The sequence below is a fragment of the Aquimarina algiphila genome, assembly GCF_947494415.1.
Taxonomy (GTDB): Bacteria; Bacteroidota; Bacteroidia; order Flavobacteriales; family Flavobacteriaceae; genus Aquimarina; species Aquimarina algiphila.
Genome location: NZ_CANLVC010000001.1, coordinates 1 through 20430, shown reverse-complemented (window position 1 = coordinate 20430; position 20430 = coordinate 1). Strand labels below are relative to the sequence as shown.

The 20430-nt window shown below is 33.6% G+C and carries 14 protein-coding genes; 11 read left to right on the top strand and 3 right to left on the bottom strand.

Annotation, left to right across the window (positions count from 1 at the left end):
- Positions 1-8 precede the first annotated feature (8 nt).
- Together PQF96_RS00070 and PQF96_RS00065 are read left to right on the top strand one after the other, a co-directional pair.
- Positions 9-545 (top strand): DUF4252 domain-containing protein, encoded by a 537-nt coding sequence (locus tag PQF96_RS00070; RefSeq protein WP_109438575.1) that lies wholly within the window; start codon positions 9-11, stop codon positions 543-545.
- Between the two features lie 101 nt (positions 546-646).
- Entirely contained in the window at positions 647-1198 is a 552-nt protein-coding gene (locus PQF96_RS00065; RefSeq protein WP_167571856.1) for a DUF4252 domain-containing protein, read from the top strand.
- A gap of 77 nt (positions 1199-1275) precedes the next feature.
- Here the strand turns inward: PQF96_RS00065 and purB are convergent, their stop codons facing one another.
- Together purB and PQF96_RS00055 are read right to left on the bottom strand one after the other, a co-directional pair.
- Entirely contained in the window at positions 1276-2619 is a 1344-nt protein-coding gene (gene purB, locus PQF96_RS00060) for an adenylosuccinate lyase (protein ID WP_271764633.1), read from the bottom strand.
- Between the two features lie 211 nt (positions 2620-2830).
- Complete coding sequence (locus PQF96_RS00055; RefSeq protein WP_143917036.1) at positions 2831-3385, bottom strand: adenylosuccinate lyase; 555 nt, start codon at positions 3383-3385, stop codon at positions 2831-2833.
- A 179-nt stretch (positions 3386-3564) separates the two neighbouring features.
- Here PQF96_RS00055 and PQF96_RS00050 point away from each other — a divergent pair, with 179 nt between their 5' ends.
- Positions 3565-4101, top strand: a complete 537-nt coding sequence (locus tag PQF96_RS00050; protein ID WP_271764631.1) for a heme-binding domain-containing protein — start codon at positions 3565-3567, stop codon at positions 4099-4101.
- 112 nt (positions 4102-4213) lie between these two features.
- Here PQF96_RS00050 and PQF96_RS00045 read toward each other — a convergent pair whose 3' ends face one another.
- Positions 4214-4897, bottom strand: coding sequence for an SIR2 family NAD-dependent protein deacylase (locus PQF96_RS00045; protein ID WP_271764629.1), 684 nt, complete (start codon positions 4895-4897; stop codon positions 4214-4216).
- Positions 4898-5284: 387 nt separating this feature from the next.
- On the opposite strand from PQF96_RS00045, the gene PQF96_RS00040 reads away from it, so the two are divergent.
- The 8 genes from PQF96_RS00040 to PQF96_RS00005 form a co-directional block, all read left to right on the top strand.
- Entirely contained in the window at positions 5285-6022 is a 738-nt protein-coding gene (locus tag PQF96_RS00040; RefSeq protein WP_109438581.1) for a LytR/AlgR family response regulator transcription factor, read from the top strand.
- Between the two features lie 423 nt (positions 6023-6445).
- Positions 6446-6601, top strand: a complete 156-nt coding sequence (locus PQF96_RS00035) for a hypothetical protein (protein WP_271764627.1) — start codon at positions 6446-6448, stop codon at positions 6599-6601.
- Positions 6602-6660: 59 nt separating this feature from the next.
- The gene (locus PQF96_RS00030; protein ID WP_271764625.1) at positions 6661-6813 is read left to right on the top strand and encodes a hypothetical protein; all 153 of its coding nucleotides are present in this window, start codon (positions 6661-6663) and stop codon (positions 6811-6813) included.
- A gap of 116 nt (positions 6814-6929) precedes the next feature.
- A complete protein-coding gene (locus PQF96_RS00025; RefSeq protein ID WP_271764624.1) occupies positions 6930-8975 on the top strand; it encodes a sensor histidine kinase in 2046 nt (681 codons plus the stop codon).
- A gap of 96 nt (positions 8976-9071) precedes the next feature.
- Positions 9072-9743 carry a response regulator gene (locus PQF96_RS00020; protein ID WP_109438583.1) on the top strand — a complete coding sequence of 224 codons (672 nt, stop codon included), beginning with the start codon at positions 9072-9074 and terminating at the stop codon, positions 9741-9743.
- A gap of 813 nt (positions 9744-10556) precedes the next feature.
- Positions 10557-13643: a sulfatase-like hydrolase/transferase gene (locus PQF96_RS00015; RefSeq protein WP_271764622.1), complete on the top strand. Its 3087-nt coding sequence runs from the start codon at positions 10557-10559 to the stop codon at positions 13641-13643.
- 834 nt (positions 13644-14477) lie between these two features.
- Positions 14478-14936 (top strand): hypothetical protein, encoded by a 459-nt coding sequence (locus tag PQF96_RS00010; RefSeq protein WP_271764620.1) that lies wholly within the window; start codon positions 14478-14480, stop codon positions 14934-14936.
- A gap of 10 nt (positions 14937-14946) precedes the next feature.
- On the top strand, positions 14947-20430 hold a 5484-nt coding region (locus tag PQF96_RS00005), incomplete at its 3' end, for a DUF6923 family protein (protein ID WP_271764618.1).

Genomic DNA, 20430 nt, shown 5'->3' with positions numbered 1-20430 from the left:
TAAAAGATATGAAAAAGTTAGCAATTATATTAGTACTGGCTGTTTTACCATATGTATCGAACGCACAAAGTAATTTTGATAAGTACGAAAACATGAAAGATGTAACCTCTATGGTTATGACAAGCAAGATGTTTAAACTACTTAGCAAAATTGATTTTGAAAGCTCAGATAAAGAAACACAGCAATACCTTAATCTGGTAGAAAATATTAATAATATCAAAGTATTTGTTACTGATAATAAAGAAGTAAGCCAAAAAATGAGAAGTGATGTTGATAGTTACCTTAAAAATTCTTCTCTGGATGAGTTAATGCGAGTAAAGAGTGATGATGGCGAAAACATTAAGTTTTATGTAAAACCAGGAAGCAGTGAGGATTATGTAAAAGAATTGTTCATGTATCTGGAAGGAAATGATAATCATGACGGGCCAGGAACTGTTATACTTACTATTACGGGTAATATAGATCTAAAGCAAGTATCTAAACTGGCAAATGATCTTAATATTCCTGGCGGAAAAGAATTGAAAAAAGTGAAGAAAGGAAACTAATCAGGTTTTAATAATATAATGATCATATTACTTCTAGTTGAATGATTAGAAGTAATATGATTAAACATCAATCAAAACAATCAACCAAAAAAATCAAAGAAATGAAAAATGTATTTAAAATTTTAGGGATAGTTTGCATATCGCTGCTTATGAGTTGTAATAGCGAACCATCACTACAGAAGTATTTTGTGGATCACCAGGGAGATGTAGATTTTATTGCAGTGGATGTACCTTCTAGTCTTTTGGATAAAGAAACGGTAGAGCTTAATGAAGAGGAGAAGGAAGCACTGGAGAGTATTAAAAAAGTAAACTTTTTGGCATTACCACTTAATGATAATAATGAAATAAGGTTTGAAGAAGAAAGTGTAGCTATAAATAAGATTCTTAGTTCTGAGAAGTATGAAACGTTAATGCGATTTGGGTCAAACGGAGCTAAAGTAGTATTAAAGTACCAGGGAGAAGAAGATGATATTGATGAGGTAATCGTTTTTGCTACAGATCAGAAAAAAGGATTAGCATTAATACGTGTATTAGGAGATAATATGAGACCAGAAAAAATGGTTAAACTAGCACAATCTGTAGAAAAAGGTAAAATTGATCTTGATGCATTCAAAATGATAGGAGAAACTATCAGTGATAACATTGGTGATTAATACATAGTTATGTTATACAAAAAAGCGTTGATATAAATAATATCAACGCTTTTTTTATTATTATATCTAATCACAGATTATATCCCGGTATAATTTGAAGGCGTAATCTGTTTTAATTCTGTTTTTATCGTATCAGAAACATCAAGGGTTTCAATAAATTCTGCAATAGAATTTTGATTGATCTTTTCATTGGTTCGAGTAAGCCCTTTTAAAGCTTCATATGGATTAGGATAGGCTTCCCTTCTTAGTATGGTTTGTATAGCTTCTGCGACTACAGCCCAATTGTTTTCAAGATCTTCGGCAAATTTTTCTTCATTTAAAAGAAGCTTGTTTAATCCTTTTAAAGTAGCCTGAAAAGCAATGACTGTATGTCCAAAAGGAACGCCTACGTTTCTTAGTACTGTACTATCAGTAAGATCACGTTGCAATCGACTTACGGGTAATTTTGCAGCAAGATGCTCAAACAATGCATTTGCGATCCCCAGATTACCTTCGCTATTTTCAAAATCGATTGGATTTACTTTATGTGGCATAGCAGAAGATCCTACTTCTCCTTTTTTGATTTTTTGTTTAAAATAATCCATAGATACATACGTCCAGATATCACGATCAAGATCTAATATAATCGTATTGATTCGTTTGAGACCATCAAATAAAGCAGCCATATGATCATAGTGCTCGATTTGTGTTGTTGGAAACGAGTGGTGTAGTCCTAATTTCTCTTGTACAAATCGAGTACCAAACGCTTTCCAGTCAATATCTGGATAGGCTACTTTGTGAGCATTATAGTTTCCTGTAGCACCACCAAATTTTGCAGCACTCGGTATATCATTCAATAAATCAAACTGTGCTTCTAATCGCGTTACATATACCTGAAACTCTTTACCTAAACGGGTAGGAGAGGCTGGTTGCCCATGTGTACGAGCTAACATAGATATTTCTGACCATTCACCAACCAAAGATGTTAGTTTGTCTTTTAATTCTAAGTATTGCGGAATATATACTGCTCCTATGGCTTCCTTAATACTTAACGGAATAGCAGTGTTATTAATATCTTGCGATGTTAATCCAAAATGAATAAATTCTTTGTATTGTTGTAATCCAAGAGCATCAAATTTTTCTTTGATAAAATACTCAACCGCCTTTACATCATGATTGGTTACTTTTTCAATATCTTTTATAGCCTGCGCATCTGCTGTAGAAAAAGAAGTATAGATTTCTCTCAGTTTACCAAAAACAGAAGTGTCTATATCTTGTAATTGCGGTAATGGAATTTCACATAAAGCAATAAAATATTCGATTTCTACAAGCACTCGATACTTAATTAAAGCCTCTTCACTAAAAAATGGACTAAGAGATGTAGTTTTTGAAGCATAACGACCATCTATAGGAGAGATAGCTTGTAAAGGAAATACAGACATAATTTTCTTTTTTTGAAGCTGCAAAGATAAAGTTTATGTTTTGATTTTTGATTTACGATTTACAATTTTTTGAGAAGCCAGAAATTGAAGTTTTAAAGTCAAGAGCAAAAGGTCTATCAGAAAGATATTGCAGAGATAAAGCTTAGATCTCTCCCGACTTCAGTCTTCTAACACCTAACTCCTGTCTTTTGTCTTGTGACTTCCGTCTTAACTACAACAACTTCTTTAATATCATTCTAGATCTGGCTTGATATGCTGCACTTCCTTCATGATAATTATTTTCCAAAATGATTTTAAGTTCGGGGTGAATCCAGTCAAATTCTTTACCTAATAAATATAGAGAAGTCATAGCATATGCTTTTGGGGCAACTTTTTGATCTGTGATCAGCCAATCAAAACAAATCTCTGTAATTTTTTCTCTATGCGATTCAGTTAAAAATTTTTGTACAGGAGTATTTTTCTTTTGGTAGTATGCTACAATAAGATATTCAAATATTTTAGCCATAGGTCGCACTGCAGGGTGCTGATGTACTTTAGGAACAAGGACCATAAGTTGATCGAGATATGGTAAAACCTCTTTTAGATTTTGCTTGCACAAAAACTCTAATCCCCAGGAGGCTCTACAAGAAATTTCATCATCAACCCGAGCACAAATCGTTAATAGTTCTGGTAATAATTCTGGATGATCAAGAATCAAATATGCAAAATATTTCCTTTTTTCTCGTGAGTGATTAATAGTATTTAATACATTTTCAAGGGATATCATAAGGCAGTATACATAATACTAAACAGTGTTGTGATTAAGGTAAAAAATAGGTCTTTGCAGTAAATATTCAAAAGTAAATAAATAATAATTAGGTGTTAAAATCGTTATCTCTATCAATTACAGGTGATTATGATGTGTGTCAGGTTGTATTATCAATAATTTCATTAAAAAATAACACAATGATCAAAAGAATATTTTTACTATTATTTTTTGTTTTGGTGATTTCTCAGTTTTTAAGACCAGATAAAAACCAGGGCAGTTATGATAGCATAGCAACATTCGAAGCTGCTGCAGAAGCTCCTGTTGAGGTAAAGACCATTTTACAAAGTAATTGTTATGATTGTCATAGTAATACTACCAGATATCCATGGTTTATGGAAGTAAGCCCTATTACGCATTGGATGTCCTATCAGATTGATGAGGGAAAAGAACATTTTAATGTATCAGAATGGGACTCCTATACAGACAAACAAAAAGATCATAAGCTAGAGGAATTTATAGAGATGATAGAGAAAAAAGAAATGCCTTTAAAGCCTTATACCTGGATTCATGGAGAACTATCTGGTCAGGATGCAGAAACCTTAGTGAATTGGGCAAAAGTTGTTCGCTCTGGGATAGGAAAAACAGAGGAAGCTCCACAAACCAAAGAAGGAGATTCGTTATCCATAAAAGAATCTGATAGTACAGCAATAGAAGAAGTAACCGCAGAGGAGTAGTGTTCTATAATCGTATTTTTGTCATTCCAGCGAAGGCTGGAATCCATTTAGGCACAAAAGGTATAGATTCCAGTCTACGCTGGAATGACATTAATGATATCTATGTATATTGTTAATTTTGTTGTAACAACTCTTCTACTACTTTAGGAACACCAGTCGTAGCATTCTCTGATAGTATAGTTAGGTTAGGTTGAGGTGAAATTGATGGTTTTGGATCAATAAAATAAACAGGTGTTTGATGCTTGGCATATTGCAGTAATCCTGCAGCAGGATATACTTGCATAGATGTACCAATAATAAGTAGTATATCTGCTTTTTCTGTAATCTCTATAGCGACATCCATCATAGGTACTGCTTCTCCAAACCATACAATATGAGGGCGCAGTTGAGAGTTATGTTCACAATGATCTCCAAGATATAAATCCTTCTCCCAGTCTAAAACCAGTTGTTCATTAAACTGGCTTCTTACTTTTAATAACTCACCGTGCAAATGGATAATATGACTGCTACCAGCACGTTCGTGCAGATCATCTACATTTTGAGTAATTATGGATACATTGTATTGCTTTTCTAATTCAACAAGAGACAAATGACCCATATTAGGAGCTACAGTATGGAGTTGACTACGTCTTTTATTGTAAAAATCTAATACCAGTTCTGGGTTATTCCTCCACCCAATAGGAGATGCAACCTCCATAATATCATGCCCTTCCCATAGACCATTGGCATCTCTAAACGTGTTTATACCACTTTCTGCACTAATTCCCGCTCCGGTAAGAACCACTATATTTTTCATTGTATTTTCTTCTAAAACTAGGTATAAAACTATTTAAAATAATTGAGTGACAAAGGAGAACAGATATAGATTTTTATGATTTGTACAATATAAAGTCATAGTCTTAAGTTATTATTAGGACTTTTTTAACCCAAATAAGTTGTTTTTGACATTTTTTTATAAAATGACATACTTATCTCCAGATGAACTCGTTATGTGTTTTAGTGCATTTTTATCGATTAAATGTAAATATTAAACGATGATTAACACAATGTTAGCTCTTGCGGCTAGCGGGTTTCCGCAATAATATTACGGTTTTACCGTACGGAAAAAATAGCCAAATGAACTATCTTGTAATTATGATAATTTGATGTTTATAACCAACTCTAATTTTTTAACTCATACCCTATGAAATATCCTTATGTAATTATTGACAATGATCAAAAAATTGCAGATTCTATTCAAATTTCTTTAGAAGACCAACCAGATTATATCTGTACAGGAATCGCTAAAGATGAGCATGATGCGTTGGATTTAATTTTAGAGAGAAGACCTCGGATTGTTTTTTTAGAACCAGAAGTACCAGGAATACATTGTGATAAAACACAATATAACCTGATGACAGAACTTGCTAAGTATATGTCTAGGCTACCAGAGTTTATTGTAATTACCAAAACATCAGATTATGCAATAGAAGGAATACGCAATAGAATTCTGGACTATATCCTTAAACCATTTAATAAGGGGCAAATTAATAGAACATTAATGCGATTTGTAAAAGATTTTGATCAGGTAGAAGACAATACCTTATGTTTTAAATCCTATGGTGACTATAGATTTGTAGATGTTGATGAAATATTATACCTCAAAGCAGATAATAATACTACTGATTTTATGATGAGCAATGGTAACAAGGTAGAAGCATTTAAAACCTTAAAACATTTCCAGCATCTGTTACCCGACCATTTTGTTAGAATTCATAATAGTTATATTATCAATACGCACTATGTGTCAAGAATTCATTTTGGAAAAGCCAAATGTGCTATAAAAAATACAGACGATTTAATCCCATTCTCCAAATCATATAAAAACAATGTAGAGGAGATTAAAGATACTTTAGCCAAAAAAAGTCTAATTTATATATAAGATTTTATAGGTTTATACTACTATAGAAACCCGATAAACATATAACGTTTATCGGGTTTTTTGTATAAAAATAATGGGTTTTTAGGTTGTCATATTCTTAGTACTTCCTTTCCTACAAATAGGGGTGTTGTTAAAAATCCGTCCATCTACTCGTATAATCGGTCAATGTACTTCTAATAGAGGCCAAACTACTAAAGACACCTTAATATATTGGGCGCGAGGAGGGAATACAACTACATTTGTAGTGTACAATTAGAGATACAAAAACAAATAAAAATTAAATAGAGTACTCTAGTAAAATAAACGTCGTTTGCGCAGCGACAACCCCGAAATTAAAAACGAAAAATTGAATACCCCCTAAAGATTTCTTAAAAAAAATCTTTATCAAAAAAAACAAAGTATTAAAACTAAAAGACTAACATTATGAAAACTATAAAAACATTATTCGCTATATTATTTTTAAGTACATTTTTTATCGCTTGTGAAGCAGACTCAGTAAATGATGAATTGGGTGTTGATATTGAAGATACAATTGCAGAGGACGATGCAGTAGAAACAAGTCCAACAAAAAATGGATAATAAGTATCCAAAAATTAATAATATTTTGAAAAAATAAATATAAAATTATAAAAAACATTATGAAAACTATAAAAACATTATTCGTTATATTATTTTTAGGTACCATGTTTATGGCTTGTGAAGCAGATACCGTAAATGATGAAATTGGGATTGAGGTAAATGATACAATTGGTGAAGATGATGCAAATGAAACAGGTCCTACGATACCTTAATTAGAAAAATTATTATTATCATTTTGTAAACAAGTCTTAATCTTATAAGACTTGTTTTTTCTTTTATTTTTTTTCTTTGTTGGATTTTGTTAAATTGAATTAAAATAATGTATAGAATGTTACGATTTTTTCTTAAATCAATTTCTCTTTGCTTTTTTATCTCATATATTGGTTGTAACCAAACAGATAAAAATATTGAAAGTAATAAATTGAAATCTGACCTTATAGATACTTATATAAAAAAAGCTAAAGACAAAAAAGGTTCTATCGAAGAACGTAAAGAGAATTTAGAAAAAGCATATACTATTTATTCTACTCTAGAGGATAATTCTTTTAAAATAGAAAAGATTCAAGAAATTTCGATTGAATATTATTCCCTTAAGGATTTTGATAGCTATAGAGATATGAATGAAAAGGCGTTAAAGCTATCTACTTTAATAAATGATTCTTTAAATATGGCTCAATCTCATTTTTTTATTGGACTTTATTATAGAAGATCTCAATTGGATATTGCTTTCAAAAATTTTCATGAAGCGGAGAAAATATATGCTTCTTTAGATAATCAAAAATATAATCCTAAGGATTATGCATTTGATCATGGGAAAGCATTAATTGATATTGCTAGAATACAACAAAGAACTAAAGATTATAATGAAAGTGAAGCCACGACTATAAAAGCAATTAAAAAGTTTGAATTTGCTGAAAATATACAACATTTACCCTTATGTTATACAAACCTTGGGATAATTGCAAAATATTTAGAGCGGTACGATGAATCGGTTGAGTACCACCAAAAAGCTATAGAATATGCCAAAGGAACAAAAACAGAAATATTACAAACATTAATATCCCTTAATAATATTGGTACAGTATATAAATCGCAACAAAAATATGATAAAGCAAGGGAATCATACGATAAAGCGTTATCATATACTGAATTTTTGAGTAAAAATCCCAGGAGGCATTCTTTATTATTAGATAATTTGGCCTATGTGAATTTTCTATCCAATGATACTTCCGAAATTCCTGATTTATTTTATAAAGCCTTAAAAATACGGGATAGTATTGATGATCAAAATGGTATTGCTACAAATACATTACATCTAGCAGAATATTATCAATCTATTAATAAGGATAGTATTGCTAGGATATATGCAGAACAGTCAAGAGATCTATCTTTAGAATTACAAAAAAATGAAGAATTATTAAAAGTATATCAAATCTTATCAGAGGTTTCTGATAGTGATGAAGGCTTGCGATATGCAAATAGTTATATTAAACTCAATGATAGTCTGATAAAACAAGAACGTTTATTTAGAGACAAATTTGCACGTATTAAATTTCAAACAGATGAAATTGTAGAAGCAAACCAACAAATTAGTCGGGAAAATGAAATCCTAATTATTGCAATACTAGGATTAACGGCCTTATTTTTATTGGGGTATATTATCTTTAGACAACAACAGAGTAATAAAGAATTATTATTTGCACAAACCCAGCAGGAGTCTAACGAGGAGATTTATCGATTATTTATTAATCAACAAATTAAGTTAGAAGAAGGTCGACAGTTGGAGCAACAACGTATGTCAGAAGAGTTGCATGATGGGGTATTAGGTCGATTGTTTGGAGTGCGATTAAGTCTTGATGGGATTAACCAACGTGCCAATGATGAGTTTACAGATTCAAGAAATAAATATATAGAAGAACTTAAAGCTATAGAAAAAGAGATACGACTCATCTCTCATGATCTGGGAGCAGAAACCTTACCGTCTGATGTAGCCTATATTGATGCGGTAGAAAACCTGATCAAAGACCTGTGCGAAGTGCATAAGCTAGAGTTTGAGTTTAATAATGATGAGGATATCGATTGGGAGGAGATTGATGATCAGAAAAAGGTAAATTTCTTTAGAATTTTACAAGAGTCGATGCAGAATATTTTTAAACATGCGCATGCAGATAGTATAAAAATAAACTTTGATTATGTCGAGGATAAAATAAATCTTACTATTTTAGATGATGGAATAGGGTTTAGAGAAAATAAGGTTAAAAAAGGAATTGGTTTAAAAAACATTACTTCGAGGGTTAGTCAGATGAGTGGAGTAGTTAAGTTTTTGAGTGAAGTAAACTCAGGAACTACCGTATCAGTAAGTGTACCGGTGTAAAACTAATAGATAGAATAGATACATACTATTTTTTCTTTTGCCGAGTTAAATTATAATACGGTATTATTTTTAAAACCTAAACAACAATTTTTAAAGATGAAGAAAAAACTAAAAGTTCTTATGATCGATGATCATCCCATGATTATCGAAGGGTATAAAAATACCTTGTTAGGAGAAAATCAAAAAGAGTATCAAATTAAGATTGATATTGCATCCAACTGTGATGATGCATATGCAAACATCGTAAAATCTTCTGAGACGGTGCCTTATGATATGCTTTTTATTGATATCAAATTACCTCCTTCTTCAGACGGAACGATTACTTCTGGTGAGGATTTGGCAAAACATGCCAAAGAATTGTTGCCAAAGTCAAAGGTGATTATTCTTACCATGCATAGAGAAGATCATAGAATACATAACATACTTAAAAACATTAACCCGGCGGGATTCTTAATTAAGAGTGATCTTACGTCTAGTGAACTGTTATTGGCATTCAATAACATTGTAAAAGGTAAAGCCTATTATAGTGCCACGGTAAATGATCATTTTAGAAAAATGATGACCAATAAGTTTTCTCTGGATGAGAAAAATCTTAAGATTTTGTATCATTTATCTCGGGGTGTAAAAACGAAAAATCTTCCTAATTATGTGAGCTTATCACTAAGTGCAATCGAGAAAAGAAAAAATCAGATTAAAGAGATGTTTTCTATTGCCAAAGCTGATGATCAAAAATTATTAGAAGAAGCTCGCAAAAGAGGTTTTATATAATACAACATATTGATATTTAAGATGTTTTAAATTTTTATAAAATATACAAGTATAAAAAAAGGCGATCCATATTGGATTGCCTTTTTTTATATGATTCATAAGGGTTAATAAGGATTTTACGGTTTTAACGTATATATTTTGATGTTTTGCACTGGTGATAATTAAAGTTTTATGTCTACTTTTATAATGTTAAAGAAAACATAAAGTAAACACAATATTTTTTACGATTATCTATAGAAGGAAACTACACTAGACATTTTATTTTCTTACCTCTACTTGTCATCTGTGTCTTTTTTAGATAGTTACTCACAATCATATTTGTCAAAATCATAAAGAAGGTATGCTTATATCCTCAATGGGATAAAAGTATATGAATATTATGATGTTCTGGTAAAAAATGGGAATAAACAATGCACAATAAGAAGGTATTAAGCTGATACATCAGAGATACAATAATTAACTATTTCTTCTGAGAAACAGCTTGTGAAAATAACGCTGCAAAATTGTAAAACTTTGGCGAGCCAACAATTGCAGTACTGGATAACGAGTAATTTAAAATAAAACCAATACATATGCCCAAATATTTTCGAAAAAATGATCGCGAAGCTACTTTGCTTTGTAGACAATACTATGCCAAATCCAAATGCAAAACGGCATCTCTAGTATACAGTATCAATACAGAATAACAAAAGCAAATTTTTATAAAACCCTAAGTATACCCGAACCGATATTGTCAAAAACAATATAAATAAAGAATAACTAAATAATCAGTGTAGTACGCTACATCAACATGTAACCTTAATCTATTAATCTATGAAAACAACAATTAAATTTTTAACGCTACTGCTCGTTTTTGGAGTTGGTGGTTCAATCTATGCACAGTCTCCTAACATCGTGGTGATCATTGCCGATGATATGGGGTGGTCTCAAGTGAGTACAGGGCTAACAAATCTTAATAATCCTAGTGATTTCTATGAAACTCCAAGATTAGAAACGTTAGCGATAGAAGGTATAGCATTTGATAATGCATATGTAAACGGAGCGAATTGCGCACCTACAAGGGCAGCCATTTTAAGTGGTCAATATGCATCAAGACCTGATAATAATGTATTTGCGGTTAATGGATTAAATAGAGGAGGAAATTCTACATTGTTGGTAGGCCCAAGTCAGGGAATCTCAAATGGAGAAGACGAAATCCCCGCAAGTGCGATTACTATTGCAGAAACAATAAAGACAGCTGGATATACAACTGCGCATTTTGGAAAATATCATTCTGGTGGAAGTCTAAATAATTCACCAACTGATCAGGGGTTTGATTTTAATTATGGAGGAGGATCAGATGGTGCTCCAGGATCTTATTTTGCTGCTTTGTCAGGAAGTAACTGGGAGTTTCATCCAAGAATTGGCCCAGAACTAGATGTATATGCTTCGCCATATACTGCAGCAGAATCATTAGCTCTTGCGGGTGATAATTCACTCACAGGTACAGCCAAACATGTAACAGACGCCATGGCAGATGCAGCAATTGATTTTATGAATGCAAATAACAGTTCTCCATTTTTTATGCATTTTAGCAACTTTGCAATCCATGGACCATGGGGGCAAGCTAATGCAAGACCAGATCTGTATGCTAAATACGTAGCAAAAAATAATACTAATCCTAGTCAGATGGGACATACCAATATCGCTCAGGCAGCTATTGCAGAAGGAATGGATCAGACCATAGGTAGACTTATAGATTATTTAAAAACTACTCCAGATCCAAGAAATGCAGGTCAAATGCTTTCGGCAAATACATTAGTGTATTTTATTTCTGATAATGGAGGTGCAATAGGTACCGAAGATAATGGTCCATTAAGAGGTATGAAAGGTGAACACTATGAAGGAGGAGTACGATCTATTACCATGGCTTGGTCAGAAGGGCTGCTGGCAAACACAGGAACTATAAATAGTACTCCTGTTGTAGCTTTTGATTTATATCCAACACTAGTTGAAGCAGCTGGAGGAACACTACCGGCAGGATACGAAATAGATGGAGTAAGTCAGTGGTCAATGCTAACAGGCACTAATCCAAATTTAAACAGAGATGCAATTTATTGGCATTTTCCGGGGTATTTAATAGATTCTAAGAGAGATCAAAGACCAGTTTCTATTATAAGAAAAGGAGATTATAAACTGATTCATAATTTTGAAACAGCATCATATGAGTTATATGATTTGATAAATGATATTAGTGAATCAAACAATTTGTTGTCAGGAAGTCCAGATGTTGCCACATTAACCATCGGAAATGATTTAAGTACAGATCTTCGTAATTACTTGATTGATATATCGGCTCCTTTGCCAACATTTAGAAGTAGTGGTGCTACAGTTCCTTTACCAGAGATTATTGAAATTACGACACCTCCTCCAGGAGGATGTGGAGCTCCCGATTCTTATATTGCATTTTGGAATTTTGACAGTGTAAATGGAGCTAATGATGCATCTGTAAATAATAATGATCCTCTTTCTACTATAGGAACACTAACTTATGATACTATAGATTTTAAAGAAGGAGACCAGTCTTTTGTGTTTGACGGAGCTACAAAAATACAGTATAGTCAAAACCCAGGACCGTTTATGATTTCTTCAATGACTCAGAGAAGTGTCGCTATGTGGATAAAACCAACGGCATTATCAGGTATCCAGAATCTTTTTGAAGAAGGTGGAGGAATTAGCGGAGTGGTTCTGCGATTAAATGGAGCAAATCTGGAATCAATAGTACGAAATAGTTCTACTGTTGCTGATACTCGTAGTGCAGCATTCCCAAATGATGGAGATTGGCATCATATTGCAGTAACCTATAATGGTGGAGCTACAAGTCATGAATTATATATCGATGGCGTTTCTGTTTCATCTAGTGCAGCTGCTCCAGGTTCTGTTCCTACTCATATTGGATCAGGAGGTATAGGCGGGGTTCAAAAAAAGGATAGTTTTGGCGAAACTGCTGATAATTTCTATACCGGGAAAATGGATGCAGCAGCAGTTTATGATGTTGCACTTTCGACAGCGCAAGTAGTAGAAGCTGCCTGTGTAGATGATACACCACCACCGCCACCACCAGTATGTACCTATTCTGTAATTAATTCAGAAGATTTTGAATCTGGTTTGGGAATTTGGATAGATGGTGGAGCTGACGCAAGAAGAAGTTCAAGTGATGCCGCATATGCAAATGGAACCTATTGTGTGAGATTACAAGATAATACATCTACATCAGTGATGACGACAAGTAATCTGGATCTAACAACTTATGAAGAACTTACCATTGATTTCTCATATTATTGCAGAAGTATGGATAATAGTAATGAAGATTTTTGGCTTCAGATTTCGACAGATGGTGGAGCAAGTTTTGCTATAATAGAGGAATGGAATCAGGGAGATGAATTTGTGAATAATCAACGTTATAATGATCAGGTGGTAATAGCTGGACCTTTTACTGCGAATACGCAAATTCGATTTAGAGCAGATGCTTCTGGTAATCAGGATTGGGTATATATAGATGATGTGGTAATTAATGGATGTACAACCTCTTCGGCAAGAGCAAATGAAATGTTGGTTGTTCATGAAAATGTAGAAACAGAAACACAGGCAGTGACAGAAGAAGAAATTGTTACCAAGGGAGATGAAAATTTTGTGTATCCAAACCCATTTAATAATCAAATTAATATAACCATAAAAGGAGGGAATTACCAAAATGCAGAAGTAGAGTTATTTAATAATCTGGGACAATCTTTATTTTTAAAATCATATCAAAAAGAAGAAAGAATAAAAGTGTCCACTCAGGATTTACCTGCAGGTCAGTATTTTGTTAAAATAAATATCGATAATAAGATAACAACAAAACGATTAATAAAAATGTAAATATCATCTATGCAATAGGTATGATATAACACATATTAATATATCCAAATGAGTAAATTATTTAGTTTACTCATTTGGTTTTTTTATAAGTACTCTTCTTCTATACGTTTTAATTCCTTTTCTTAGATATATATGGGTATAATTTACAGTCATAGTACAAAGATGTTATTACGATAAATTAGAGATTAAATTTCAGTATTAAATGCAGATTTTATCGATTAATAACAATATTAATCTCTTTTTTTAAGGTCAAAACCTCTTTTTTTATACGTTTATATCAGTTTTTTGTAGAAAATAGACTACAAAGTGTTTCTGTTTTGTAGTAATTTAAACTCCTTTTTCATTGATAATCAGTGGTTTAATTGTTTAATTGTGGTTTAACCGTAATTATTTTGATGTTTTAAATTATTTAGAATCAAGCTTTTATGTATAAATTTATAATGTTAAAAAAAACATAATGTATGTTTTGCTAGTTATAATGTTTATTTGTCCCATAAATGTTATAAGTATTGAACTTAACCTGTAAAATAAATTGCCTGTGGAAAGCATTATTTTTATCTCTTTAATGAAAAAATGACGGTTTTTTATCGTCACGATTTTTGTTGTCTAAATATGTATAAATCGTATTCTGAAAATTGTTTTTTTTATACAGTTGCAGAGTAGTGATTATATAATAACGAATAGGATAAAAATATAGATTGAATTCATATTGTTTTCCTTAAATAGTATATAATGATAAATAGTTAAAATCATAGTATAACAATAACAATCTCACTGTTGTAAAAGTTTTGGCGAGCCAACGATAGTAGAGATCTGAATAACGATAAATTTAATATGAAATTAACCATGACAAGGTTTCATTTTTCTACACCCAAAGTTGTATCAAAACATCTTTCTGCAAAAGATAATATATCTAATTATACCACAATAATTTTAATAGGAGCAATGACTCTTTTATTAGGGATTTATTCTTTTGTGGCATACTCCTTTTTAACAACTTCCTCTTCATTATTGATTGAAGACTATTCTTTTTTACCTACCACTATAACCAGTCAAAACAAACAAACTAACCAATTTTTTTCGCATCATAAAGTAACTATAAATGATAATGTATTGATAAATAATGAGGCTATTGACTCACTTCCTATTTCTACTTTTTTAAAAAATCATTTAGAACAGATCCCTAAAGATCACCCATTACAGAGGAGTAGATCTATGCTTTGCATCTCAGAAACAATAATAGAAACGGGTTTTTCTGAATCCTTTCAAAAAAATAATAAAACAGTTTCATAATAGATAGCTTATGAAAATTTATACTCAATTCCTATTTCTAATACGAGACATACTAGCCTGGATGTATAATTTTTTGGGCTTTTGCCAGATAAGAAAAAACACTTTTGGTAGTAGAAAAAAAGATTACACCGTTCAAAAAACAAGAAGTAATTTATCTCTTGTGTTTATAATTGTAGTAATGTTTATAGGCTCTGTTGTACATGGGCAATTTAGCTGTTCTTCTGTTTTTTATCAGATTATAGATGGTGAACTTAGAAGTTATGATCCTATTACAGGAGGGTATTCAAGTCCTATTAATACTACACCTCGATATAATGCAGTTGGTTATAACAGAATAGATAATTTTGTATATGGTATAGGAAGAGCAGGTGCTATAAATCGACATTTAATTAGAATTGACGCAGACGGCACATTTGAGGACCTAGGTGAATTAACCAATATGGGAACTGGAGGAATATCGGGAGATGTAGATGATAGTGATAATTTATGGATTGATCGTGGTTCAGAATATGATAGAATAGAAAATTTATCTACTCTTGTTGCAGGAGGTTCACCGGCAGTAGTCACTGTAAATTTTACAGGAGGAAGTGCTGATGAAGCAAATGACGCTGTATTTATTAATGGAAACTTATATGGAGTGAGTCAAACTCCAAATTTATTAATTTGGAATCTTACTACATTGACAAAAACCGAAGTACCTCTTTCTGGTATTCCAACGGCAATTGGGTATGGAGCTGCATTTACAGATTCGGCAGATCGTTTATATGTATCCTACAATGATGGAGGTTTATATCATATTGATGATTACAATACGGGTACTCCAATAATTTCTTTTTTAGGTTCTACTATAGCTACAACCAGTAATGATGGTTTTTCGTGTCCTACAGCATCTTCTGCGATTGATCAGGATGGGGATAATAATTTAAATCCGTCTGATTTGGATGTGGACGGAGATGGTTTGAGGAATACAGACGAATCCCCATCAGATCCATTTGCTGATGTTGATGCTGATAATGTATTTGCCTATCTGGATGATGATGATACTATGGGAGCCATTGGAAACCTCGATGGAGTTGTTGAAGCTATTTTTGATACTGATGCCGATGGAATTCCGGATTTCTTTGATTTAGATAGTGATAATGACGGAATTTATGATGTTGTAGAAGCAGGACATGGATTACCACATACCAATGGAAGAATCACAGGACATGAAACAGGATCAGGAACCAATGGACTTTTTGATGGAGCAGAAAGCGCTGCCGATTCGGGAACTCTTGGATATACAATTACAGATACAGACGGCCTAGGGAGCCCCAATTTTCAGTCTTTAGAGTCAGATGGAGATGTATGTAATGATGTAGTAGAAGCTGGTTTTACTGATGGTGATGTTGATGGAGTTTTAGGGTCTTCACCAATTACAATTGATGAGAATGGAGTTGTCACTAGTGGAGTCGATGGATATACAGCTCCGGGAGGAGATTATTTGGATGATCAAATATCTACTGCTTGTGTGTTAATTCCGTTTAACTGTCCGCAAACATTTTATCAAATTATTGCAGGAGAATTAAAAAGCTATGATCCTATAACAGGAGAATATTCTGACCCAATTAATATTACCCAATTTTATAATGCAACAGGATATAATACCTTAGACGATTTTGTATACGGTATTGGTAAAGGAGGAGGTTCAAGCCCAATTAATAATCATCTTATTAAAGTAGGAGTTAATGGAGCTATAAAAGATCTTGGCCCTTTAGGTGGGGGGTTTTCTGGTGGAGGTATTTCAGGAGATGTAGATGGTAGTGATAATTTATGGATTAATAGAGGAAATCATTATGATCTAATAGCAAATGTATCAACATTACCAGAAGGAGGAAATCCAGTCGTAATAACAGTAACATTTACAGGTCCAGGAGGAACTGCAGTACCTAGTCAAAGAACAAATGATGTCGTTTTTATTAACGGTAAACTATATGGGGTTACTAATGCAAGTGAATTGGTAATATGGGATCTTACTACCTTAGAAAAAACGGTAATAGGTGGTTTAGCAACACCTACAGCAACTAATTTTGGAGCCGCATTTACCGATGCAGAAGATCGATTATATGTATCATATAACGATGGGGGCATGTATTTAATCAATGATTATGATACTGCTACTCCAACGGCTTCTTTTTTAAATTCTACAATATCTACCACAAGTAATGATGGGTTCGCTTGTCCAGATGCAACTTCTGCTTTTGATGAAGATCAGGACTTAGTACTTGATCCACTAGATTTGGATGTAGATAATGACGGTATTCCTAATGTAGATGAATCTCCAACCGATCCTTATGCAGATGTAGATACCGATAATGTTTTTGCATATCTGGATGATGATGATAACAACAATTTAGTAGGAAATGATGATGATGCTATTCAGGCTAGTTTTGATACCGATGGGGACGGTGTACCAGACTTTTTTGATTTGGATAGTGATAATGATGGGATTTATGATGCAGTTGAAGCCGGTCATGGGCAAACAGTGGGACCAGACGGGAGAATAACTGGTGCCAATACAGGGTCAGGGGATAATGGTCTTTTTAATGCACTCGAAGATGTGGATACAAATGCGGCAGTGCTAAATTACACAATTGCTGATGCAAATGTTGCAGGAAATCCAGATTTTCAATCAATTGATAGTGATGTTGATGGGTGTAGCGATGCTAATGAAGCCTATGCTAACCCTAATGCAGATGGAGGAGATGGCGGAGTATATAATCCGGGAAATACAGCAACCGAACCATTAACAGTAGCGAATGCTACTGTAAACTCTAAAGGAATAGTAGTAGCAGCTCCTTATGATACCGGGATAGTTGCTGCTGTAACTAATGATGCTATTGCAACTGGATGTGATGATGGAGATGGTATTCAGGGAACTGAAGAGAATCAGGGACCTAATGGAGGTGATGGTAATGGAGATGGTATTTTAGATTCTTTACAAGGTAACGTGGCTACTTTGCTGATTGCAGACGGAACAGGGTTTGTTACAGTGGAAACCACAGGAGATTGTATACAGATTACTAGCATAGATACAGTATTAGAGTCTGAATTGGGAGCAAATGATACTGGATATAATTATCCTTTTGGGTTGATTGATTTTACATTGACCTGTGTCAATGCAAATGATGATGTAACCGTGACATATTATTGGCATGTAGCTAACTCTTTATCAGGATATACATATCGTAAATATGGTCCGGCTAGTCCAGGAGGATTGACCGATATATTCCAAAACTTCGCCACTACATATAACACTAGTGTTATTGGGTCAAATACAGTTCCTACAGCTTCATATGTGCTTCAGGATGGTCAACCTGGTGATGATACAGTTTCTGATGGACAAATTATTGATCCGGCAGGACCAGCAATATTAACTATAAACTCAGATAATGATAGTGTAGCCGATAGCGATGATAAAGATGATGATAATGATGGAATTCCAGATATCGAAGAATGTGATTTTGGAGGTGGTTCTTTTGGAATTGAATTAGTTGATGATGCAGATACAAATTTTGAAATTACTGCTGAGGACAATTCAATAACATTAGCAAATCTATTATTCGCTCCAAACTCTGATCTTACTCTGGTTTCTTCAACTGTTAATGTTGGTAATGGAACAGTACCGCAAATTGGAACATTTGATGACGGAGACCAAATAACAGATAGTGGTGGGAGTCCTAATGCATTCGTAGGATTTGATAAGGGAATTATATTTTCTTCAGGGAATGTCCTCGAATTAGATGATAATTTGTCTAACCAATTTTATGAAGATGAACCAACACCTCCATTCTCTACATTTGGACCAGCTTTAGGATTTAATGGAAATGGAACTGGAGTTGCAGGAGGAGGAACTGATTCAGATTTTGCAGGAGGTAGTAGTACAGAGTTTGATGTCGCTAGTTTAGAAGTTGTTGTTAATGTTCCGACTGAAACAACAATTATCGGGGAGTTTGTATTTGCTTCAGAAGAATATAATGATTTTGTGAATACGGGTCTAAATGATGCCGCCAAAATATTTGTAAATGGAACCAATGTAGCGTTAACACCTTCAGGATCGCAAATAAGTATAAACACGGTAAATAATACCACTGATAGCGCATTTTTTATAGATAATGAAACTGATCCTACAGCAGTAAATATTGAAGCTGACGGATTTACAACCACAATAACATTTTCAGCTGTACTTACTGCTGGAGATAATACAATTAAGATTGGTGTAGCAGATAATGGAGATAATGTTTTTGATTCCTGGTTAGTTTTTAAGGCAAATTCATTCGAATTATGCTATGATAGAGATTTTGATGGTGATGGAATTGTGGATCGTCTTGATTTGGATAGTGATAATGATGGGATTTATGATGCTGTAGAAGCTGGACATAATCAAGCTCATGTTAATGGAGTAGTATCGGGTGCAGTAGGAGCAGATGGTATTCCAGATGCTGTTCAAGGGTCAGGAAATGAGGATAGCGGAACAATAAACTATGTTCTTGCAGATAGTGATACCGATGATAATGATAATTTCTTAGAATTAGATAGTGACAATGATGGATGTAATGATGTCACCGAAGCAGGGTTTACCGATGGAGATAATAATGGATTTTTAGGAAGTGGTACGTTTGGTGCTGGTCTTACCGTTGATGGGAATGGAGTAGTTACTTCTGGAACTGATGGGTATACAGGTACAAATGCAAATGTGACCACATCTGGTGTTTCACCATCAATTACTACACAACCATCTAATGCAATTATATGTTCAGGAACAAATACTACGTTTACTGTAGTCACTTCTGATGCAGATACATATCAATGGCAAGTTGATTCCGGAAGTGGATTTGTTAATATTGATCCTGCAAACATAGGTGATATTTATAGCGGAAGTGATACTGCAATATTGACTTTAACAGGGCCTACAACATTTGACAATGGGAATCAATATCAAGTTATTGTTACTAGTTCTACATATATATGTAGCTCGGTTACTTCAGAAATAAGAACATTAACCGTTACAGCGGCACCAACAGCTGGGACTTTATCGGGTACTACCGAAGCTTGTGCAGGAAGTACGACTACCTTTAGCTCTACAGAGGCCGGCGGAAGCTGGAGTTCAGCAAACACAAGTATTGCAACAATAAACCCGACGAGTGGACTTATTATAGGAGTTGCAGCCGGTACGGTAACGATGACCTATACGGTCAGTGGTACAGGGGGATGTCCTGATGCTACAGCGACTAGAGATGTAACTATTACCGCACCACCTACAGCAGGAACACTATCGGGAACTCAGGAAGCATGTATTGCCGGTACGACGACTTTTAGTTCAACAGAAGCAGGAGGAAGTTGGAGTTCGGCCGATATTACTATTGCAACCATCAACGCAAGCACCGGACTGATTACCGGAGTTGCAGCCGGTACAGTGACCATGACCTATACGGTAAGTGGTACAGGGGGATGT